Source organism: Bacteroides sp. AF34-31BH, from assembly GCF_003602795.1.
Classification (GTDB): domain Bacteria; phylum Bacteroidota; class Bacteroidia; order Bacteroidales; family Bacteroidaceae; genus Bacteroides; species Bacteroides uniformis.
Genome location: NZ_QTLV01000010.1, coordinates 82,842 through 104,851, shown reverse-complemented (window position 1 = coordinate 104,851; position 22,010 = coordinate 82,842). Strand labels below are relative to the sequence as shown.

Genomic DNA, 22,010 nt, shown 5'->3' with positions numbered 1-22,010 from the left:
TATCAATTGATATGAAGTATTACTTGATTGTCGGTGAAGCTTCCGGCGACCTGCATGCCTCCCATCTGATGGCTGCATTGAAGGAGGAGGACTCGCAAGCGGAGTTCCGTTTCTTCGGAGGCGACCTCATGGCTGCAGTGGGCGGTGTGATGGTGAAGCATTACAAAGAGTTGGCGTATATGGGGTTCATTCCCGTATTGCTGCATCTGCGCACCATCTTTGCCAATATGAAGCGCTGCAAGGAGGATATTGTTGCGTGGCAGCCGGATGTGCTGATTTTGGTGGACTATCCGGGCTTTAATCTGGATATAGCCAAGTTTGTCCATGCCAACACAAGGATTCCTGTCTTTTATTATATTTCTCCCAAGATTTGGGCATGGAAGGAATACCGCATCAAGAATATTAAACGGGATGTGGATGAGCTGTTCTCCATCCTACCGTTCGAGGTGGAGTTTTTTGAAGGGAAGCACCGGTATCCGATACATTATGTCGGCAATCCGACAGTGGATGAAGTGACGGCTTTTCTTGCTTCCAGCTCAGAGACATTCGACGACTTTGTCCGGGCAAACGGACTTTCGGCCAAACCCGTCATTGCTCTGCTGGCCGGTAGCCGCAAGCAGGAAATCAAGGACAATCTGCCCGACATGCTTCGTGCGGCAGCTTCTTTTCCCGATTATCAACTGGTGCTGGCTGGTGCTCCGGGCATTTCTCCCGAGTATTACAAACGTTATGTGGGTGGGGCGGACGTGAAGATTATCTTCAACAAGACATTTCCTTTGTTGAGGCAGGCAGAGGCTGCACTGGTCACTTCGGGGACAGCAACGCTGGAAACTGCTCTGTTCCGTGTGCCGCAAGCGGTGTGCTACCATACTCCGATAGGGAAGGTTATCGCTTTCCTGAAACGGCATGTACTGAAAGTGAAGTACATTTCCCTGGTCAATCTCATAGCCAACCGGGAGGTGGTGAAAGAGCTGGTTGCAGATACCATGACGGTAGAGCAGGTACGCTCGGAGCTGAACCGCATTTTGTACGATAAGGAATACCGCCGTCAGATGCTCGAGGGATATGAGTATATGGCATCCCGTCTGGGAGAGGCAGGGGCACCCAAACATGCTGCCCGCAAGATGGTGGCATTGTTGAGGAGGAGCAGGGAGGAATAGTCGAAAAATTAAGAATTTGTTAAAATGGGGAAAGCCGGTGCAGTAAATGCCCGGCTTTTGTATTTTCTATACAGAAACAAATGAAAAGAACTTTGAGTATGAAAAAGCTACATTGGTTATTTATGGCAATATGTTTGGCAGTGATGCCCGCTTTGCAATCATGTGATGATAACGACGGATATTCTTTGGGTAATTTTACCCCGCCTTTGTGGGCTACTGTGCGTGTTACGGGAAATGCCTTTTATTTAAACTGCGATGTCTGGGGGACACTCTGGCCGGTAAATACGGACATTGGGTGGTATGATGCTGTGGATGGGCAGCGTGTGATTACCGTGTTCAATCCTTTGTGGGACAACTATGCAGGATATGACCATGCTGTGAAGCTGCTGCGTCTGCAGAACGTCTTGACGAAAGAGGTGGAGATGCTGACTCCCGAAACCGAAGAGGAATTCGGTAATGACCCCGTGCTTATATATAAAGGTGATATTACCATCAGTGGTGGCTATATGAACATTTTTTTCATGCAGAACCTGCCATCTTCGACTGATAATAAACACCGCATCAGCCTGGTGCGTCCGCAAGAAGATGATGCTTTGTATGGCGAAGATGGATATGTCCATTTGGAACTCCGCTATAACGACTATGATGACCTGACGGGACGTCGTAGTCCTGGTGCTGTCTCCTATAACTTGAACAGTCTGGACATCCCCTCTGAAACCAAAGGCATCAAGTTGAAACTCAATTCAGAAGAGAATGGAGAGGTGGAAGTAACCTTTGATTTGAAAACTGCGGGGAGTAATGAAAAGCTGACTACTAATGTGGATTTGTCCAATATGCAGTTGAAGTAAGAAAGAGTTTGCGAGAGTATATAGTTAGAAAGAGCACCCGTGATTTTGATGTCATTCATCTTGCCCGGGTGCTCTTTTTATATCTGTTTTATGTAAGTTTGGTCATGTGAGCCGTCGTTAGAACATCGTCAAGGCATATAGATAAACAACTGCTGCAGGAATTGCCATCAGGGCACTGTCGAAACGGTCGAGCATCCCTCCATGCCCCGGCAGAATGTTACCGGAATCCTTGATGCCCAATTGGCGTTTCATGAGTGATTCGGTCAGATCGCCCCAAGTGCCGAAAATGACGACAACGATTGCCAGACCTACCCATTGCCATCCTGGCATAAAAGGAAAGAAATGTGCAAAGCCAAGAGAGGAAGCGATGGAGAATATTCCGCCGCCGATGCTGCCCTCCCAGGATTTTTTAGGTGAGATACGTTCGAACAGACGGTGTTTGCCTATCAGCGAACCTACGCAATAGGCACCTGTATCGCTCAACCAGATAAATACGAAAATGGAAAGCGGTAGAATAGGGTTGTAGGTCACACTGCTCGTTTCCGGGGAATTCTGAAAAGCAAGTACGTTCAGCAGGGCAAAGGGGAGTGCCACGTACAATTGGCTTAGCATGGAGTAGGCCCAGTTACCCGTCGGATTCTTTTTCTTGAGGTAAAGTTCCGTAATCATCATGTAGAGCAATAGTCCCAAATAAGGAAGGAATACTCGTGCTCCTACAGACTGCTGGGTACAGAAACTCATCAATGCAAGGAAAAGGTAGGCTCCCCCCAATGCAGTGATGGTCTTGTTTATGCTTACTTCGCCGCTCTTGCTGACTAATTGGGCAAACTCATGTACGCTCAGTGCGCTGATAATGGTGAACAGTATACCGAACGAAAGGGGGCTGTAAAGAATACAGCCCACCAATACTATGACGAATAACACGCCGGTAACGGCACGTTGGATAAAGTTATTTTTCATGCTTTTCTTCTTCTTCCTTGACTTCCTTTTCTGCTTCTATGGCTTTTTGCTCTTCTTCTTGCTCCGTTTTTTTCAGCTCGGCAGCAGTCTTGTTTGCACTGATTTCCTCCGAGCGGGAAGCCCATGGACGTTTCCCAAAGATGTGTTCAACGTCTTCGGCAAAGATTACTTCTTTGTCAATCAGCAGTTGTGCCAGCCGGTTGTGCCCTTCTTGGTTTTCGGACAATATTTTCTTGGCACGTTCGTACTGTTCGTTGACCATCTGCTTCACTTCTTCGTCAATCAGTTCCGCAGTCTTTTCGCTATACGGGCGGTTGAAGGAATATTCCTCATTATTATAGTAACAGAGGTTGGGGAGTTTTTCGCTCATACCCAGATAGGCAATCATACCGTACGCCTGCTTGGTCACGCGTTCCAAGTCATTCATGGCTCCGGTGGATATTCTACCTAAGAATAGGTCTTCGGCAGCACGTCCTCCCAAGGTGGCACACATCTCATCGAGCATCTGTTCCTTGGTGGTGATTTGCCGTTCTTCCGGCAGATACCAAGCCGCGCCCAAAGCGCGTCCACGGGGTACAATGGTTACTTTAATCAGTGGATTGGCGTATTCCAGTAACCAGGAGATACTGGCATGGCCGGCTTCGTGTATGGCAATGGAACGGCGTTCGGCCTCGGTAGTGATTTTGGTTTTCTTTTCCAACCCACCCACAATGCGGTCTACAGCGTCCAGGAAGTCTTGCTTTCCGACAAACTTTTTGCCGTGGCGGGCGGCTATCAAAGCTGCTTCGTTACATACATTGGCAATGTCTGCCCCCGAGAATCCGGGAGTCTGGCGTGCCAGAAGGTCTACATCCACACTATTGTCTATCTTGATGGGGCGCAGGTGTACACCGAATACTTCCTTACGCTCATTAAGGTCGGGTAGGTCTACATGTATCTGGCGGTCAAAACGTCCGGCGCGCAGCAATGCCTTATCCAAAACATCCACACGGTTGGTGGCGGCTAAGATGATAACACCACTGTTGGAGCCGAAACCGTCCATCTCGGTCAGTAACTGGTTCAATGTGTTCTCGCGCTCGTCGTTGCCACCCATAGCGGCTGCTTTGGCACGGGCACGCCCTACAGCGTCAATCTCGTCGATGAACACGATACAAGGTGCTTTTTCCTTTGCTTGGCGGAACAAATCGCGGACACGGGAAGCTCCCACGCCGACAAACATTTCCACAAAGTCGGAACCTGCCAAAGAGAAGAAAGGTACGTTGGCTTCTCCGGCCACGGCCTTTGCAAGCAGGGTCTTTCCGGTTCCCGGAGGGCCTACCAGCAAGGCACCCTTGGGTATCTTACCTCCCAAATCGGTATATTTCTGGGGCTCTTTCAAGAACTCGACAATTTCTTCTACCTCTTGCTTGGCTTCAGCAAGTCCTGCCACATCCTTGAATGTAATCTTGATGGGGGAACCTTTTTCAAACAATTGGGCCTTGGACTTTCCTACGCTGAAGATGCCTCCACCTCCGCCCATGCCTCCACCACCGCTCATGCGGCGGGACATGAAAATCCAGAAACCGATAAGGAATGCAAAGGGGAGAATCTGCCACAAAATGGCACCGAAGTAGTTCCGCTTTTTTTCGTAGTTAATGGAGCCGTCAAAGTGGGCGTCGTCTCTTTCCTTTTGCAGGAAATTACCTAGGCTCTCGCGTGAGGGGGCCTCGGTCGTAATAAGCGGATTCTTGCCTACGCGGCTGGAGTCCTGACGAAATACGTTTCCTACGTGCTGGGGTTTGACGTATGCTTCGACGGAATTGTCGTCGTAGCCGATGACTTTGCTTATATAACCGTCTCGTACATATTGCTGGAATTCATCATAAGAGATGTTTTTAGTTGCCGTACCACTTTCATTGGTCAGGTACAACCCCAGCAACATCATCGCTATAATCATATACAGCCAGTTCAGGTTGAACTTGGGCATATTCACTTTATTGGGTTTCTTGTTGGTATTATTGTCCATACGTTTTGATTAATCGAGGTCAGGAATTTGAGTTAATTTGGCGTCTGCCCATAGGTGCTCCAGATTGTAGAATTCCCTTGTTTCAGGCAGGAAGACATGCACCAATATGTCCGAGTAGTCCATAGCTACCCATTCGGCATTGCGCAGCCCGTCTACGGCAAAGGGCTTGGTATCGGCACCCTTGCGTGTGAAGTCCCTGATGGATTCTACAATGGCTGTCACTTGGCTGGGAGAGTTTCCTTGGCAGATGACGAAATAATTGCATATTGTATCGTCGATTTTTGTCAGATCTGCGATGACGATTTTTTTTCCTTTTTTATCTTGAATACCTTCTGTTATCTGTTGAATCAGTTTCTTCGTTTCGTTCATTATACATTATTATATTAAAACAGTTGACAAATATACGTTGATTTCTCATATCAAACACGCAAAAGAGGAAAACTCTTTCAATTTTTGATTTTTTTTAGTTATATAATCCTTTGGATTACGGTATCTTATCAGTTTTTTGCGAAAAAAATACTCGTTTTTGTTTTGATTTATAGAAATCTTTGTATCTTTGCAACCGCAAAACGGAAATAATAACAATTGGGCTATGGTGTAATGGTAACACTACAGATTCTGGTCCTGTCATTCCTGGTTCGAATCCAGGTAGCCCAACGAACTTACCTTATTTAAGTCAAAAAACCACTAAAATCGCAAGTTTTAGTGGTTTTTTGTTGCTTTTCGACCATGTACGAAAATTTCAGTGTAGGCATTCGGTGGCAAATTCAGTGACAAGGCTTCTGTAAGCCGGAAATATTCTGTAAATTTGTAGCATTTCAACATTAAAGCAGAATTTTATGGCAAAAGAATTAGCACTGAAGTACGGCTGTAACCCTAACCAGAAGCCGGCTCGCATTTTCATGCAGGAGGGGGAGTTACCTATTGAGGTTTTGAATGGACGTCCGGGGTATATTAATTTTATGGATGCCTTGAATGGATGGCAGTTGGTAAAGGAACTGAAAGAGGCGACCGGTATGCCTGCTGCAACTTCATTCAAACACGTCAGTCCGGCGGGTGCCGCCATCGGCTTGGAACTCAACGAGACAATGAAGAAGATTTATTTTGTGGATAATCTTCCGCTCTCTCCGCTTGCTTGCGCATATGTGCGTGCCCGCGGTGCCGACCGTATGTCTTCCTATGGTGACTTTATCGCTTTGAGTGATGTGTGCGACGAGGCTACTGCACGTTTTATTAACCGCGAGGTCTCGGATGGCGTTATTGCTCCGGGGTATACGGACGAAGCACTGGCTATCTTGAGGGAAAAGCGTAAAGGAACTTACAATGTGATTCAGATAAGTCCCGGCTATAAGCCTGCCCCGATTGAACATAAGGATGTCTTTGGTATCACGTTTGAGCAGGGACGTAATGAGATAAAGCTGAATGGAGATGAACTCTTTGCGAATATTCCTACTCGGAATAAGAATTTCCCGGAAGCAGCGAAACGTGATTTGATGATAGCCCTTATCACTTTGAAATATACGCAGTCGAATTCTGTATGCTATGTGAAGGACGGTCAGGCTATCGGTATTGGTGCCGGCCAGCAGAGCCGTATCCACTGTACTCGCTTGGCGGGCAACAAGGCCGACATTTGGTATTTACGCCAGCATCCGAAGGTGTTGAATTTGCCATGGGTAGAGAAAATCCGCCGTGCCGACCGTGATAATACGATTGATGTCTATATCAGTGAAGACCATGACGATGTGCTGGCTGACGGTGTTTGGCAGCAGTTCTTTACGGAGAAACCTGAAGTGCTGACCCGTGAAGAAAAACGGGCTTGGTTGGATACATTGAAAGGTGTTTCTTTGGGTTCGGATGCATTCTTCCCTTTTGGAGACAATATTGAGCGTGCCCATAAGAGTGGAGTAGATTACATTGCCCAAGCGGGTGGTTCTGTACGCGATGACCATGTGATTGAAACTTGCGATAAATATGGCATTGCCATGTCGTTCACGGGTATCCGTCTGTTCCATCATTGATAAGGTGTATAAAAAGTAGACCCGCCCCCACGGCTGCATAGCTGTAGGGGCGGGTTCCTTTTTTATTAAGTCTTATCTTGTTACGTTATCCTTGGTTTTTGATGTTCTCGTCCACCACTTTTATCTTTTCTTTTACAAGTTCGATGTCTGCTTTCAGCTTTTCCACCTTGCGGTTGATTTCTGTCAGCAGACTGTTTCCCTTCTTGGAAGAAGTGGTTAGGAAGCCGAGATTGTTTTCATATGTCTGGAGCTCGTTCTTCATATTGTCGAAGGCACGTACCAGCTTCTCGCGTTCCCGGTAAAGGGCTTGTGGACTACCTTCCTGAATGGAGCTGATAGTCGACTTGAAGTTGCTTAGCTTCTTGTTGGAGGCACTGATGTTGAAGCGTTCAAACAATTTGTCTATCTGACTATGGTATTGCTTATAGATTCGGTCTTTCTCTTTGAAAGGTACATGTCCTACGCCGTTCCACTCTTTCATGAGGTCGTGTACCAATTGGGTAGCTCCCTCCGTATCCATTTGGTCATCAATAGCATTCAGTTTCTCGATGATGTTTTTTTTCTTTTCCAGATTTTCCTGCTCTACGCTGCGCTGTGAAGAAGTGGCTTTGTTCTTTTGTTCGAAGAAGTAGTCACAAGCGGAGATGAAACGTTTCCATACGGCATCCGAATATTTCTTTGCTACCGGACCGATGGTTTTCCATTCTTTCTGAAGTTTGGTCAGTTCATCGGCAGTTACTTTCCAGTCGGTACTGTCCTTAAGAGCTTCTGCTTTTTCGCACAAGGCACGCTTCTTTTCCAGGTTTTCGTTCATACCTTCCTTCAGGGTCTTGAAGAACTCTCCCTTTTTACGGAAGAACTCGTCGCACGCTTTGCGGAAACGTTCGAAAATCTTCACGTTCATTTTTTGCGGAGCGAAACCGATGGTCTTCCATTTGTTTTGAAGTGCGATGACTTCTTGCGTTTTGCTCTCCCAAGAAGCAAAGTTTGTCAGTTCTTTGTAGTCGATGGCTTCTATGATTTCGCAAATTACGGTCTTTTGGTCAAGATTGTGTTGTTCCACTTCCTTCAACGCTTCGAAATGTTGCTGGTGACGTCGGTTTACGGTTGTAGAGGCAGCTTTGAAACGTGCCCAGATTTCGTCGCGTAGTTCCTTGGCTACCGGCCCTGTATCACGAAATTCTTGATGTAGCTTCTGTAACTGATGGAAAGCTGAAACTACATCCGCTTCATCCGCCAGCTTTTCGGCAGCTTCACAGAGATGTGTCTTGATTTCCAAATTCTTCTTGAAATCGTATTCGCGGAATTCATTGTTCAGTTTCAGAAGGTCATAGAATTTCTCAACATACAATTGGTAGTTTTTCCAAAGCTCGTTGACCTTAGCTTGCGGAACGAGTTTAACTTCGTTCCATTGCTGCTGTAGTTTCTTGAACTCCGTATAGCTCTTGTTGGCGTCATCTGGAGATTCAACCAGCTCCTTCAGCTCTTCGATGATGGAAAGCTTTACCTGCAGGTTCATTTCCTTTTGCTTCTCCAGTTCGGCTGTGAGTGCACTTCTTTTTTCTTTGATGACGGACATGATATTCTTGAACTCTTCCTCCACACAGTCTGTTTGTGGAACAAAGTTCTCCGCGGCGCCTCCGTTTTCAATGAACAGTTTTCTGGCCGCATCCTGCTCAGCATTGTGCAGCTTGTAGAAAGATTGCTTCAAACCGTCTATTTCAGGTTTTGCCACGTTCTCCACGTCTGCAACCACCTCTTTGAGTTTGGCAAGTATTTCCTCTTTCGTGAGCTTCTGAACTGGCTCTACCGGCTTTTCCGAAACGATTTCTTCAGCGGGAGTTTCTGTTGTTGCCGGTTCAGAAACCTCTGCTGCCTTCTTTTCTTCTTCTAATTCCACCGGCTTTTCGGGGAGATTAGTGTCATGAGTGTCCGTCATTGTATTTACTTTTTTAGAAACGGGTTCCTCCCGTTCGGGTTACATTAGGCTACAAATTAATGAAATAAAATGATTACTTCATACAATTTGCCTTGATTTTTTTCTATTTTCTTGTTTTTATGACAGTAAGACAGTGATACCCATGTACAGCATCATGCCTATAATGTCATTGGTAATGGAGATAAACGGGCCGGTGGCAATGGCCGGGTCAACCTTCAGTTTCTCTAAAGTCATGGGGACTAGCGTTCCGAAGATGGAGGCGAACATGACGACTGCAAAGAGGCTGATGGAGACGGAATAAGTGACCGTAGCCGTAGCTCCGAACCGGATAAAATTATAGATGTATACCAGCAGGGAGATGATGGTGGCATTGATGACCGCCACTACTGCTTCCTTGGCTACCTGCTTGAAGGTGTCTTTGGCATCCAGTGAGCTGTTGGCAAGGCCTTGCACGATGATGGCAGACGACTGGGTTCCCACGTTTCCCCCCGTACCGCCAATCAACGGAATATAAAGGGCCATTTCCGGATGGGCGGCGAAAGTCGTGTCGAAGTTACCCAATATCATGGAGTTGCCTATACCGCCTAGCATACCGATAAGTAACCATGGAAGACGGGCGGAAGTTTGGCGCATGACATTATCGTCCGTTTCTACATCTTGGGACAAACCGGATGCCAACTGGTAATCACGTTCCGACTGTTCGCGGACTTCGTCCATGACGTCGTCTACGGTAATCTGGCCTACCAGACGCCCGATACTGTCTACAACAGGAGCTGCCACCAAGTCATACTTTTCGATGATTTGTACCACTTCGTCAATGGGGGTATCTACATGGACGGAGATAGGATCTTTCCGCATCACATGCTTTACCTTGGAGACAGAAGGGGAAGTTATCATTTTCTTCAATGGGAATACCCCTTGCAGACGGTCTTCGTCGTCGATGACGTATACGTAGTAAATTTCATCCAGCTTTTCAGCTTGCAGGCGCATTTCCTTCAGGCACTCCGGCATACTCCAGTTTTCATTGACAGTCACCATTTCCGTACCCATCAAACCACCGGCAGTGTCTTCATCGTATTTCAGCAGGTCAACGATGTCACCGGCTTGTTCTATATCTTCGATGTGCGAAAGTATTTCCTCCTGCTTGTCTTCATCAAGTTCGCGCATCAGGTCTACGGCATCGTCCGTGTCCATATAATCCACGAAACGCTTGGCAATGGTCTCCGAAGGTAGAAGCTCCAGGAATTCTTTCCGGATGTCTTCGTCCATTTCAACCAGTACGTCCGCTGCCGTTTCGTTGTCAAGGAGGCGGTAAACGAAGCGGGCTTCCTCCAAGCCGAGGTCATTACACAGTTCTGCAATATCCGCCGGGTGAAGGTCTGTCAAAAGTGTTTTGACGTTTTCCGCGTCTTTCTGTTCTATCAGGCTTTTGACTTTGTCTATGTATTCTTCGTCTATTTCCATGATTGTTCGTGTTTGATCACTAACCATTAATCATTAATCGTTCTCAATGCCTGTTCCACTTGGTTGGTCAGCTGAATAAATTCCTGTACGGACAGTTGTTCCGGGCGTTTATTAAATAATACGTCCTCCGTCAGTGGACAGTCTTTGCCGAGTATCGGTTTTATGGAGTTCCGCAGAGTCTTGCGGCGTTGGTTGAACGTGGTTTTCACTACTTGCTTGAACAATTTCTCGTCGCAGCCTAAATCGTGCGTTTCATTGCGCATCATGCAGATGACGGCACTTTTAACTTTGGGGGGCGGGTTGAAGACATGTTCGTGTACCGTAAACAAGTACTCCACTTTGTACCATGCTTGTATCAGTACACTTAGGATTCCGTATGTCTTGCTGCTCGGCCCGGCGGCTATGCGCTCGGCTACTTCCTTTTGTATCATACCCGTACAGCAGGGAATCAGATCCTTATATTCCAGCATTTTGAAGAATATCTGGCTGGAGATATTATAAGGATAGTTTCCCGTCAGCACAAAAGGTTGCCCGCCAAACAACCGTTGCAGGTTCATTTTGAGGAAGTCGTCCTCAATAATGTTGTCTTCCAGTTGCGGATAGGCTTCCCGTAGGTAGGCCACTGACTCGTAGTCCAGTTCTACTACTTTGACGTTGCGCTCTTTGGGCAGAAGAAACTGGGTCAGTACTCCCATTCCCGGACCAACTTCGAGGATGGGAATTTCGGGACAGACATCTACCGTGTCGGCGATGTCTTGTGCCACTTTCAGGTCTTTCAGGAAGTGTTGCCCGAGAAACTTTTTAGGTTTAACTACTCTCATGTATCAACTAAATCATTACTTTTGCTCCGTAAACGTAGGCTGTAGTGTGAACAACAACCTATCTTTACACGGAGCAAAGGTAGTTCTTTTCAATGAAGAATGAAGAATGAAGAATGAAGAATTTGGGAATATCGTATGAATAAGCTGCTAAAAAAGACGTTGAAAATCATCTTACCCATTTTATTGGGTGGTTTTATCCTCTATTGGGTATATCGTGATTTTGACTTTTCAAAGGCAGAAGAAGTTCTCCTTCATCAGACGAACTGGTGGTGGATGTTGTTGTCCTTGTTCTTCGGTGTGATGAGCCATGTGTTACGAGGCTGGCGTTGGAAGCAGACTTTGGAGCCGCTGGATGCTCATCCCAAAACAAGCGATTGCGTTGATGCCATTTTTGTATCTTATGCCACCAATCTGGTACTGCCCCGTGTGGGAGAGGTTTCGCGTTGTGGAGTACTTGCCAAATATGATAATGTTTCCTTTGCAAAGTCCCTGGGGACGGTGGTGACGGAGCGGTTGGTAGATACGCTTTGCATTCTGCTGATTACGGGGATTACTTTTTTGGCGCAGATGCCTGTCTTTTTCCGTTTTTTCGAGGAGACGGGCACCAAGATTCCTTCGCTGGTGCATCTTGTGACTTCCCCTTGGTTTTATGTGGCTCTTTTTTCTATTATTGGTGTTTTGGTACTTCTCTATTTTCTGTTGCGTATGCTCTCTTTTTTTGAAAAGGTAAAGGGAGTAGTCTTGAATATATGGGAAGGTGTGATGTCACTTAAGAATGTGAAGAATGTGCCTTTGTTTGTTCTTTACACTTTACTTATTTGGCTATGCTATTTCTATCATTTCTATATAACTTTCTATTGCTTCCAGTTTACGGAGCACCTTAGTTTCCTTGCCGGACTGGTGATGTTTGTCGGCGGAACGTTTGCAGTCATTGTTCCCACGCCCAACGGGGCAGGACCCTGGCACTTTGCTGTCATCACTATGATGATGCTTTATGGGGTAAATGCTACGGATGCGGGTATATTTGCTCTGATAGTGCATGGCATACAGACGTTGCTGGTGATAGTGTTGGGCATCTACGGGTCGTTGCACCTGGCGTTGGCGAATAGGGCAAAGAAATAGACGTTTCTTGTGGTGGGTTCCTATATTGTCACTTCTTGTGTTAGAGGACAGAGACAGTACTTATAGAGAGTACTCCTTTAAAAGTACTGTAATACTTCTTTGCAAGTACTTCAGTACTTCCTTATAAGTACTGAAGCCTAAAGGTTGTTGGAAGATTGGTTTCTTTAAACGATATTGTTGCTTGGATATAGAAGTGGGAGAAATTCCTAAATATGGTAGCTATATTAGGTGCAGATGTTCTATCGCAATATGTGAAGATGTAAAAGCCATGTTTAAGATAGCTGATGATTTAGTACTTTAGAAAAATCCCGGTTTATTGTACTTTCCGAGAATAAACCGTTATATTTGCGAAAACTAACTTTTTAGAATTATGAGTACAATCTTACAGTTAGCTCCACAGAATGTATGGAAGCACTTTTATTCACTGACCCAGATTCCCCGTCCGTCAGGACATATGGAGAAGATTACCAAATTCCTTATTGATTTTGGAAAAGGCTTGGGGTTGGAATCATTTGTCGACGAGGTCGGCAATGTTATTATTCGTAAGCCTGCCACTCCGGGTATGGAAAACCGCAAAGGCATCATCCTTCAGGCGCATATGGACATGGTGCCTCAGAAGAACAACGATACTATTCACGATTTTACAACAGATCCCATTGAAACCTATGTTGAGGGTGATTGGGTGAAAGCCAAAGGAACCACGCTGGGAGCAGATAATGGTTTGGGAGTAGCTGCCATTATGGCGGTGCTCGAAGATAATAACTTGAAGCATGGCCCATTGGAAGCTCTGATAACCAAGGATGAAGAAACGGGAATGTATGGTGCATTCGGTTTGAAACCCGGAACTATGCAAGGGGAAATTCTGCTGAACCTTGATTCTGAGGACGAAGGCGAACTCTATATCGGCTGTGCCGGTGGTCTTGATATTACTGCTACTTTGGAATATAAGGAGGAGACGCCTATGGCCGATTTCGTTGCTCGTAAGATTACGCTGAAAGGTTTGCGTGGCGGTCACTCCGGTTTGGAAATCAATGAAGGGCGCGGTAATGCCAATAAATTGCTGGCACGCATCGTACATGATTTGCTGATTGAGTTTGACTCCCAGCTGGCAAGTTTTGAAGGTGGTAATATGCGTAATGCTATCCCTCGCGAAGCACATGCAGTATTGGTGTTCAATCCTGAGGATATGGACGGTTTGGAAGATTATATGAAGGAATACGAGGCACAACTGAATGACGAATATGCTCCGATTGAAAGTGGTATTACCCTGAGTATAGAAGAGGTAACTCTACCCACTGCCGTTGTTCCTTCAGAAATCCAGGATAATATGATTAACGTGTTGATGGCTTGCCAGAATGGTGTGATGCGTATGATTCCTACTGTTCCCGATACTGTAGAAACTTCCTCCAATTTGGCTATCGTAATCATTGCAGACGGTAAGGCCGAAGTTCGTATTTTGGCGCGTAGTTCTTGCGATACGATGAAGGATTTCCTGGCAGACAGCCTGACAGCTTGTTTCGCTATGGCAGGTATGAAGGTGGAATTGAGTGGTGGCTATTCCGGATGGCAGCCTAATGTGGATTCTCCTATACTGCATGCCATGAAGCTGTCCTATAAGCAGCAGTTTGGTGTGGAACCTGCCGTGAAGGTTATTCACGCAGGTCTGGAATGCGGTATTATTGGTGCCAATTGTCCAGGACTCGATATGATTTCTTTCGGTCCCACTTTGCGTTCTCCGCATTCACCGGACGAGCGTGCGTTAATTCCTACTGTTTCCAAGTTCTATGATTTCTTGGTGGCTACATTGGAGCAGACTCCTGAAAAGTAGAGAATACTTTATGTAATGAATAGGGGCAGGGTGCTTTATTAAGTATCCTGCCTTTTTTGTCTGTGACAGTTTGTCCTCTTTCTGCCAGAATGTCCCAGACTTATTACAATGGTATGTCAATATCCTTGCACTTTCTCCCTAAAAATTGACCTAAGTCAAGAAATATGTTATAAAACATGTTTTCTATCTGTTTTTTGCTTGTTATCTTGAACAAAGGCTCTATTTTTGTGTTGTAAAACATGAAAACAATAGAAAACTAGTAGATTTTTTAAGGATAACAAGATTGATTTTAGGAGGATAACAAAATGAAAATGTTAAAGAGTTTTTTTAAGCATGTCGGCGAAGCCGATAAGAACATTTGGGGTTACGTAATGCTTTAAGCATTCCCCCCCCCTTTCGTGAAGTATTGAATTTTAGTTTTCAGGTATTAGTTTAATTTTTTAAGATTATGAAAAAGAAGATTGCAAATTCATTTAAGCACATTCTTACCGCAGCTGGTAAGAATTGGATGGAGGCAATGAGATATTATAGCCTCCAAATGTGAGTACACTAACATTTAAGTATAGCACAAGGGATATGTTTGCAAAACATATCCCTTGTTTTTTTGTAGGAGTAGAATAAGATTTTTTATGTCCAAAAGTACATTTGTTTGAACTTTATTCACTTCCTTTGTTATTAATACAAAGACTAACAAACGAATAATTATGAGAGTAATTCAAAGAATTTGTAGCATATTGTTGCTGCTGGTTACATTTGGGGCTTCGGCATTGTATGCGCAGACGTACGATAAGTTGTGGAAGCAGGTGGAGCAGGCTCAAAAGAAAAGCCTGCCTCAAACAGTGATAAAACTGGCTGATGAAATCTATCGGAAAGGTCGGCAAGAGCAGAATGCTCCGCAAATGTTGAAAGCCTACATTTGTAGGGAGACTTATCAAGAGGGGCTGACTCCGGACAGCCTTTACTCCAGTCTGAAATATATGGAATCTTGGGCACAATCGGAGAGGAATCCGGTGAACAAGGCTATTCTACATTCTTTGTTGGCATATGAATATGCTGACTTGATGCGGAAGAATCGCCGTGTCTTGCTGTCACGTACTTTACTGACTGTTGACGAGGTTCCAGAAGATATCCGTGAGTGGAGTATCAGCCAGTTTGTGGATAAAATAGATAGGTGTAACCGTGCATCCTTGCAGGATTCCATCCGCTTGCTCAATACATCTGCAGAACAATATGTGCCTTTTGTGGCGTTGGAAGACGGTAGCCGGTTCTATGGGCACGATATGTACCATCTATTGGTAAGCCGTGCTGTTGATGCTTATCGGCAGCTGGATGGTTTCAGCGTGGATTCTTTGGTACAGACCCGTATCGAAAGGATTTATCTGGATATGATGAATGCTTATCGCCGTCGTGCCGGTTCGGAAGATGCTATGTTGCTCTGTTCTCTTGATTATTGGAACTGGAAGTTGACCGGTGGTATCAGCCAGCAGCCTTATCCTACTTTCCGAATGCGTCAGGAAAAGGCTAATCGGGAATATCTTGAGGTTTTGAATAAATTGATAAAGGAATACGGTTCACGAGAGGTTTGTGCCGAGGTTTACATTCATAAAGCCAACCACCTGCGCCGTTTGGAACCGAAACGCGCTGATGAGGCTCTAAAAGTCTGTGAAGAAGGCTTGAAGCGCTATCCTGCGTATAAGCGTATCAATGAGTTGAAAAATATCCGTGAACAGATTTTACAGCCTGAACTCATTCTGACTATGAATGAAAGCGGTTATCCCGGCGATTCGGTGAATATGAGGCTGCATTATCGTAATGTCGAGGGCTTTACTCTCAACTTATATACCACTACTTTAAGTGAAGTACCTTGGATGGACCATGGTATAAATAAAGATACTTATAGAAAGTATGCCCGGAAGTTTTCTTCCACGCATTTTGGCTTAAAGCCGTTGCCAGGCAAGGATAAATTGCCTGAAGATGTCCCTTATCTTGCCTCGGACACTGTATTTAAGTTCATGATTCCTCGGGAAACGGGAGTCTATATTCTTCAAATAGTACCTGATACTGAAACGGCCCGTACAGATGATAAATTTCTGGTATCTACCCGCTTCAAGGTGCTGACATTGGATTTGGGTGACAACCGTATGGAAGTGGCTACATTGGATGCCCGTAGTGGACAGCCGATTGCTGGTGCCAAGGTGAGTTTCTACTCTTTTTATGATGAGAAGAATAGAAAAGCGATGGCAGAGGTACTGACTGATGCCGGGGGGAAAGCTGTATTACCCTGGCAGAGTGAAATCCGAAGTTATGTGGCGCGTAAAGGCAGAGACACAGCCATGATGCCGCAGAACGTTTATATGAATCATCCTTATTACGGTATTAAGGATACAGATTGGAGGCAGATGGCATTGCTGACAGACCGTTCGCTTTATCGTCCCGGGCAGACCGTTCATGTAAAAGGGATAGCTTACAAGCAGAATAGTGATAGCGCCCAGGTACTACAAGGAGTTGATTATGAGCTTGTCTTGTTGGATGCCAACCGCAAGGAACTTGCCACCAGGAAGGGGCGGACCAATGATTTCGGCTCTTTTGCTACGGAGTTTGTACTTCCGGCAGCTTGCCTGAATGGCATGTTCAGCATACGAACCAAAGAGCCTCAATCTACCGTCACTTTTAGGGTAGAGGAGTACAAGCGACCTACGTTCGAGATTGCCTTCACTCCGGTTTCGGAAGCTTATCGGCTGGGTGACAAGGTTGTGTTGAAAGGAAATGTCAAGGCCTTCAATGGCATGATGGTGCAGGATGTGCCATTGGCATATACGGTGACTCGCCGGAATCCGAGACCTGGTTATTGGAGCAATGCTGATAAACCATTATTGTCTGACACCATACAATTGGATACCAACGGGGATTTTTCCATACCCTTGACTTTAGAAGCTCCGGCTGTAGATACAGACGGGTATGGGAGTGTGTATACTTATCATGTGGAGGCGGTGGTGACGGATGAGGCCGGTGAAACGCAATCCGCTTCGTATAACTTGTTGGCAGGTCCTAAAGCTTATTCCTTTGATATTCGCTTGCCTCAATATGTTTGTAAGGAAGACAGTATGCTTTTCACTTTTGGAGTGAATAATGTAATGAATATTCCTCAGCACATTGAAGGTTCCTATTGCCTTTATCCATTTGCAGAACAAAATGGGGCAAGGAATATTGCAGGTTCTGAACCCTTGGATGATGTTGTATTGGAGGGTACCTTCACAGCCAATCGGCTCCAGGATTTTTCGGCTTGGAACAAGCTTCCTTCAGGTAACTATCGCTTGAAACTTTCTGTACGTGATAGTTTGGGACGTGAAGAGAATAATGGGGCATATGGCAGTGACAGTTTCATGCTCTTTTCAAAGAGTGACAAGCGTCCGGCTGCGTTTACAGATTTCTTTTATTATAAAGAAAATGAGGAATTTGATGTACAGTACCCTGCCGCTTTTCTTTTGGGGACTTCTTATCGGGATGCATATGTGCTGATGGATGTCTTTTGTGACAGAAAACGCATTGAAAGCCGTGTGTTGCAGTTGAATGATACTATTATTCGTATGGAATTCCCTTATAAGGAAGCATATGGCAAGGGAATCACCATTCTTTTCAGTTTTGTGAAAGCTGGCGAGATGTACAGTCATCAGGTTGAACTGAAGAAGCGGGAGCCGGAACGTGCTCTCGACATGAAATGGGAAGTGTTCCGTGACCGTTTGCGTCCCGGACAGGAAGAAGAGTGGAAGCTCGTCATAAAGACGCCTCAAGGTATGCCTGCTGCGGCTGAGATGTTGGCTACGATGTACGACGCTTCACTGGATAAGATTTATAAGAGTAACCAGATACTACGGGTTTTCTATCCGGATAATCTGTATGGGGCATTCCGTGGTGCGAGCCGTTATAATAGCAATTACTTCTCCGTTTATTTCCCGTTGAAGGCTTGGAGGATTCCGGTGTGGTCGTTTGACTACTTCTGTTCTCCTTATATGGATGGAAGGATGCGGATAGTGATGGTAGAAGACAATGCGCTTTTGGAAGAAGTAAGTGTTGTGGGGTATGGGACTACCCGGAATAGCTCTTTGACCGGTAATCTTAGAATACGTGGTGCCAACCAGCCGATGCTTGCTTCCAAAGCAGAATCCGGGAATGCCGTTGAAGTGAAATATGTTCCTGCACAAGTAGCGGAAGACGCGGTGGAAGATGTTGTTTTTGAATCGGAAACGATACCGGTTGGCGAGGCCTTGCAACCTATTGAGGGGCTTCGCACCAACTTTGCCGAAACAGCCTTTTTTTATCCTCAACTTCGTACAAACGAACAAGGGGAGCTTGCGTTTTCTTTTACGATGCCGCAGAGCTTGACTCGTTGGAATTTCCGTGGTTACTCACATACTAAGGATATGCTGACTGGGATATTGGATGCTTCCGTTGTAACTGCCAAGGAGTTTATGCTGACTCCGAATATGCCTCGGTTTGTCCGCGTTGGAGATAAAACACAGATAGCCGGAACAATAGCCAATCTGACGGGTAAAGCGGTGAAAGGAACAGCAGTATTCACACTGTTCGACCCTATGACGGAGAAAGTTATTGCTACTCAACATCAGAAATTCTTGGTAGAAGCAGGAAGAAATACTGCTGTCAACTTCCATTTCGAAGTGTCCGACCGCTATGGTTTGCTTGGTATTCGTATGGTTGCCGATGGAGGTACGTTTAGCGATGGCGAGCAGCATCTGTTGCCCGTATTAAGTAATAAGGAGTATATTACGGAAACGCTTGCTATGCCTATCCGTGGCGAGGAGACCCGTACGTTCTCATTAGACAGCCTTTTCAACCGTAATAGCCGTACAGCGACAGACCGTCGTCTGACTGTAGAATTTACCGGGAATCCGGCTTGGTATGCTGTACAAGCGTTGCCGGCATTGAGCCTGCCTGCCAATGATAATGCCATTTCTTGGGCTACAGCTTGGTATGCCAATAGTCTGGCAGGCTTCATTGCCAACAGCCAGCCCCGCATTAAGACTGTATTTGACAGTTGGAAGGCTGCCGGTGGCACGAAAGAAACCTTCCTCAGCCAGTTGGAGAAGAATCAGGATGTGAAGAATATCCTGCTCAGCGAGTCTCCGTGGGTACTGGAAGCTACTACTGAAGCCGAACAGCAGGCACGTATTGCCACGCTGTTTGATATCAACCAACTGAATAACCGCAATCTTTCCGCTTTTACCAAATTGAAAGAATTGCAGGGTGAAGACGGTGGATGGAGCTGGTATAAGGGAATGTCCGGTAGCCGCTATATAACTGGCTATATTACAGAATTACTTGTTCGTCTTCCTCTGCTGACGAAAAATGAACTGCCTGAAGAAGTTGCCGCCATGCGGCAGAAAGCTTTCGGCTATTTGAATCGGCAGGCTTTGGAAGAGTATCGCAATATCCGTAAAGCCGAAAAAAATGGCGCCAGAATTACTGCCAACTCCGAATCGGCAATGACATATCTGTATCTGATAGCCCTTAGCGGCGAACAAGTGCCGGCAGACAATCAAGCGGCTTACCGCTATTTCCTATCAAAAGTAGGTGCCAATCTTAAAGATGGAACCATGAGCAGCAAGGCACAGTCTGCCATCATCCTGAAAGCAGTAGGGCGTACAGCCGAGGCGAATGAATTCATCGCTTCCCTCAAGGAACATCTGGTACAGACGGATGAACTGGGTGCATACTTTGCTTTCCAAGCAAATCCGTATAACTGGGGTATGCTGCCCATCCCTGCCCATGTGGAAGTAATGGAAGCCCTGCGTATGGCAGGTGGCAACGATGCTTTGGTGGAGGAAATGAAACTCTGGCTGCTGAAACAGAAGCAGACTACCAGTTGGAATTCTCCGGTTGCAACGGCTGATGCTGTTTATGCATTGCTTTGTCAAGGTACTAATCTGCTGGAAAGTCGGGGAGACGTACGTATCACGTTAGGTAACAAAGTTTTGGAAACATTGTCGCCTACAAAGACCATAATCCCGGGTTTGGGTTATGTCAAGGAAACCTTCGCTCAAGGAAGTCCGGAGCTGAAAGCTAAAACCGTCACCGTAGAGAAACGGGATGCAGGCATTGCCTGGGGAGCTGTTTATGCCCAGTATCTGTCACCCATATCTGATGTAAAGCAGCAGGGGGGTGAATTGAATGTAGAGAAGAAACTTTATGTAGAGCGTATATCGGCCGGTGGTAGCAAGTCCTTGCAACCGGTTACGGAAGGGACCGTATTATCCGTCGGTGATAAAATAGTGGCCCGTTTGACTATCCGCTTGGACCGTACTATGGATTTTGTTCAGTTGAAAGACCAGCGGGGTGCCTGCTTTGAACCTATAGGCTCGCTTTCCGGTTATCGTTGGAGTAATGGCCTCGGTTATTATGCAGAAGTGGAAGATGCCGCAACCAATTTCTTCTTCGACCATTTGGGCAAAGGCGTTTATGTCTTAGAGCACAGTTATCGCATAGCCCGTGGCGGAACATACGAAACGGGGCTGGCCACGATACAGTGTGCGTATGCTCCGGAGTATGCTTCGCATTCGGCGGGAGGGATAATTGTAATAAAGTAACAATAGAGTATGGAGCGGAGCGCAATTTGTACAAATTGCGCTCCGCTATTTTAGGTACTCTCGCTAAAAACACCTATTTTTGTCCGACTAATATTGAATGAGAGTGGCAGAATTAGGAAATCTTGATATTAAGAAAAATAGATGAAGCGGATATTGATAACTTTATATGTGCTTGCAAGTGTGGTATTGACTGCTGTAGCGCAAGCTCGTTTTACCTCGAATACAGAGATGTACAGTTTCGGCCAGATAGAATGGAAGCATCCCGTGACTGTGCAATATACCATCACCAATACGGGTGACCAGCCTTTAGTGCTTACAGAAGTAGAGCCGGATTGCGCCTGCTCCGTGGCCCAGTGGACAAAAACGCCTATTGCTCCGGGGGCAAAAGGAACAGTAAATGTGACTTTTGACGCCAAGGCATTGGGACATTTCCAGAAATCCGTGGCTATTTACAGCAATGCGCAACCCAATCTGGTCTATTTGAAGTTCAATGGTGAAGTAGTACAGGAAATCAAGGATTTTACCAAGACGCATCCCTATCTTATCGGTCAGATACGTATTGACAAGAACAGCCTCGACTTTCCCGATATTCAGCATGGTGAGCAGCCGGTGATTCATATCGGCGTGGTCAATCTTTCCGACCGTCCTTATGAACCGGTACTGATGCATCTGCCTCCTTATTTGCAGACAAAAGTAGAGCCCAATGTCTTGCAAAAGGGAGAAAAAGGAGTGATTACACTTACATTGAATTCGGAAAGACTGACTGACCTCGGACTGACTCAAGCGTCGGTCTATCTTTCTCGCTTCTCCGGTGACAAGGTGGGCGATGAAAACGAAATTCCCGTTTCTGCCATTCTTTTACCGGATTTCTCCGGAATGACGGAAGTGGAGAAGGCAAATGCTCCTGCCATCAACCTTTCTACCAAAGAAGTTGATATGAGTGCGATATTGGCAAAGAAGTCAAAAGCACGTCAGGATATTACCATTACCAATACCGGGCGTTCTCCTTTACAGATAAACAAGCTCCAGGTATTCCACCCGGCAGTGGGAGTTAACCTCAAGAAGAGTGTATTGCAACCCGGTGAAAGCACTCGCCTGCGGGTAACGGTAGTGAAGAAGAATATAGGCAAGAAGCGCCGTCATCTGCGTCTGCTGATGATTACCAATGACCCGATGCAGCCGAAAGTTGAAATCAACATTAAAGCAAAACAATAAGAAGTCGTAAAGTCCTTCATAACTCATA

The 22,010-nt window shown here is 45.8% G+C and carries 13 protein-coding genes and 1 tRNA gene; 8 read left to right on the top strand and 6 right to left on the bottom strand.

Annotated elements, in window-relative coordinates:
* Positions 1 to 11 precede the first annotated feature (11 nt).
* The gene (gene lpxB / locus DWZ67_RS14765; protein WP_009037174.1) at positions 12 to 1,160 is read left to right on the top strand and encodes a lipid-A-disaccharide synthase; all 1,149 of its coding nucleotides are present in this window, start codon (positions 12 to 14) and stop codon (positions 1,158 to 1,160) included.
* Positions 1,161 to 1,258: 98 nt separating this feature from the next.
* Entirely contained in the window at positions 1,259 to 2,008 is a 750-nt protein-coding gene (locus tag DWZ67_RS14760) for a NigD-like protein (RefSeq protein WP_165852481.1), read from the top strand.
* Between the two features lie 117 nt (positions 2,009 to 2,125).
* On the opposite strand, the gene DWZ67_RS14755 is transcribed toward DWZ67_RS14760, so the two are convergent.
* From DWZ67_RS14755 to rsfS, 3 genes are read right to left on the bottom strand one after another with little or no spacing between them, the layout of a single operon-like run.
* Complete coding sequence (locus tag DWZ67_RS14755; protein WP_005824038.1) at positions 2,126 to 2,968, bottom strand: phosphatidate cytidylyltransferase; 843 nt, start codon at positions 2,966 to 2,968, stop codon at positions 2,126 to 2,128.
* Positions 2,958 to 4,973 (bottom strand): ATP-dependent zinc metalloprotease FtsH, encoded by a 2,016-nt coding sequence (ftsH, locus tag DWZ67_RS14750; RefSeq protein ID WP_120139189.1) that lies wholly within the window; start codon positions 4,971 to 4,973, stop codon positions 2,958 to 2,960. Before ftsH ends, DWZ67_RS14755 begins: the two co-directional genes overlap by 11 nt.
* Before the next feature lie 9 nt (positions 4,974 to 4,982).
* Positions 4,983 to 5,342 (bottom strand): ribosome silencing factor, encoded by a 360-nt coding sequence (gene rsfS / locus DWZ67_RS14745; protein WP_005824036.1) that lies wholly within the window; start codon positions 5,340 to 5,342, stop codon positions 4,983 to 4,985.
* Positions 5,343 to 5,559: 217 nt separating this feature from the next.
* Here rsfS and DWZ67_RS14740 point away from each other — a divergent pair.
* Together DWZ67_RS14740 and DWZ67_RS14735 are read left to right on the top strand one after the other, a co-directional pair.
* Positions 5,560 to 5,630, top strand: a tRNA-Gln gene (locus tag DWZ67_RS14740).
* Positions 5,631 to 5,812: 182 nt separating this feature from the next.
* Entirely contained in the window at positions 5,813 to 6,991 is a 1,179-nt protein-coding gene (locus DWZ67_RS14735; protein WP_044468380.1) for a phosphoribosylaminoimidazolecarboxamide formyltransferase, read from the top strand.
* Positions 6,992 to 7,076: 85 nt separating this feature from the next.
* On the opposite strand, the gene DWZ67_RS14730 is transcribed toward DWZ67_RS14735, so the two are convergent.
* From DWZ67_RS14730 to rsmA, 3 genes are all read right to left on the bottom strand, one after another.
* Complete coding sequence (locus DWZ67_RS14730) at positions 7,077 to 8,930, bottom strand: DUF349 domain-containing protein (protein WP_120139187.1); 1,854 nt, start codon at positions 8,928 to 8,930, stop codon at positions 7,077 to 7,079.
* 117 nt (positions 8,931 to 9,047) lie between these two features.
* Positions 9,048 to 10,394, bottom strand: a complete 1,347-nt coding sequence (gene mgtE / locus DWZ67_RS14725) for a magnesium transporter (RefSeq protein ID WP_165852480.1) — start codon at positions 10,392 to 10,394, stop codon at positions 9,048 to 9,050.
* Positions 10,395 to 10,420: 26 nt separating this feature from the next.
* Positions 10,421 to 11,215 carry a 16S rRNA (adenine(1518)-N(6)/adenine(1519)-N(6))-dimethyltransferase RsmA gene (gene rsmA, locus DWZ67_RS14720; protein ID WP_120139186.1) on the bottom strand — a complete coding sequence of 265 codons (795 nt, stop codon included), beginning with the start codon at positions 11,213 to 11,215 and terminating at the stop codon, positions 10,421 to 10,423.
* A gap of 135 nt (positions 11,216 to 11,350) precedes the next feature.
* Between rsmA and DWZ67_RS14715 the strand changes: the two genes are divergently transcribed.
* The 4 genes from DWZ67_RS14715 (at position 11,351) to DWZ67_RS14700 (ending at position 21,982) form a co-directional block, all read left to right on the top strand.
* Positions 11,351 to 12,337, top strand: a complete 987-nt coding sequence (locus DWZ67_RS14715; protein ID WP_005824021.1) for a lysylphosphatidylglycerol synthase transmembrane domain-containing protein — start codon at positions 11,351 to 11,353, stop codon at positions 12,335 to 12,337.
* 370 nt (positions 12,338 to 12,707) lie between these two features.
* Positions 12,708 to 14,165 carry an aminoacyl-histidine dipeptidase gene (locus tag DWZ67_RS14710; RefSeq protein WP_120139184.1) on the top strand — a complete coding sequence of 486 codons (1,458 nt, stop codon included), beginning with the start codon at positions 12,708 to 12,710 and terminating at the stop codon, positions 14,163 to 14,165.
* A 704-nt stretch (positions 14,166 to 14,869) separates the two neighbouring features.
* The gene (locus tag DWZ67_RS14705) at positions 14,870 to 20,767 is read left to right on the top strand and encodes an alpha-2-macroglobulin family protein (RefSeq protein ID WP_120139182.1); all 5,898 of its coding nucleotides are present in this window, start codon (positions 14,870 to 14,872) and stop codon (positions 20,765 to 20,767) included.
* 141 nt (positions 20,768 to 20,908) lie between these two features.
* On the top strand, positions 20,909 to 21,982 hold the full coding sequence (locus tag DWZ67_RS14700) for a DUF1573 domain-containing protein (protein WP_016274130.1): 1,074 nt from the start codon (positions 20,909 to 20,911) through the stop codon (positions 21,980 to 21,982).
* Positions 21,983 to 22,010 lie beyond the last annotated feature (28 nt).

Excerpts from the sequence above, each read along its gene's own strand:
- lpxB (WP_009037174.1), top strand. The coding sequence starts at position 12 with ATGAAGTATTACTTGATTGTCGGTGAAGCTTCCGGCGACCTGCATGCC.
- DWZ67_RS14760 (WP_165852481.1), top strand. The coding sequence starts at position 1,259 with ATGAAAAAGCTACATTGGTTATTTATGGCAATATGTTTGGCAGTGATG.
- DWZ67_RS14755 (WP_005824038.1), bottom strand. The coding sequence starts at position 2,968 with ATGAAAAATAACTTTATCCAACGTGCCGTTACCGGCGTGTTATTCGTC.
- ftsH (WP_120139189.1), bottom strand. The coding sequence starts at position 4,973 with ATGGACAATAATACCAACAAGAAACCCAATAAAGTGAATATGCCCAAG.
- rsfS (WP_005824036.1), bottom strand. The coding sequence starts at position 5,342 with ATGAACGAAACGAAGAAACTGATTCAACAGATAACAGAAGGTATTCAA.
- DWZ67_RS14735 (WP_044468380.1), top strand. The coding sequence starts at position 5,813 with ATGGCAAAAGAATTAGCACTGAAGTACGGCTGTAACCCTAACCAGAAG.
- DWZ67_RS14730 (WP_120139187.1), bottom strand. The coding sequence starts at position 8,930 with ATGACGGACACTCATGACACTAATCTCCCCGAAAAGCCGGTGGAATTA.
- mgtE (WP_165852480.1), bottom strand. The coding sequence starts at position 10,394 with ATGGAAATAGACGAAGAATACATAGACAAAGTCAAAAGCCTGATAGAA.
- rsmA (WP_120139186.1), bottom strand. The coding sequence starts at position 11,215 with ATGAGAGTAGTTAAACCTAAAAAGTTTCTCGGGCAACACTTCCTGAAA.
- DWZ67_RS14715 (WP_005824021.1), top strand. The coding sequence starts at position 11,351 with ATGAATAAGCTGCTAAAAAAGACGTTGAAAATCATCTTACCCATTTTA.
- DWZ67_RS14710 (WP_120139184.1), top strand. The coding sequence starts at position 12,708 with ATGAGTACAATCTTACAGTTAGCTCCACAGAATGTATGGAAGCACTTT.
- DWZ67_RS14705 (WP_120139182.1), top strand. The coding sequence starts at position 14,870 with ATGAGAGTAATTCAAAGAATTTGTAGCATATTGTTGCTGCTGGTTACA.
- DWZ67_RS14700 (WP_016274130.1), top strand. The coding sequence starts at position 20,909 with ATGAAGCGGATATTGATAACTTTATATGTGCTTGCAAGTGTGGTATTG.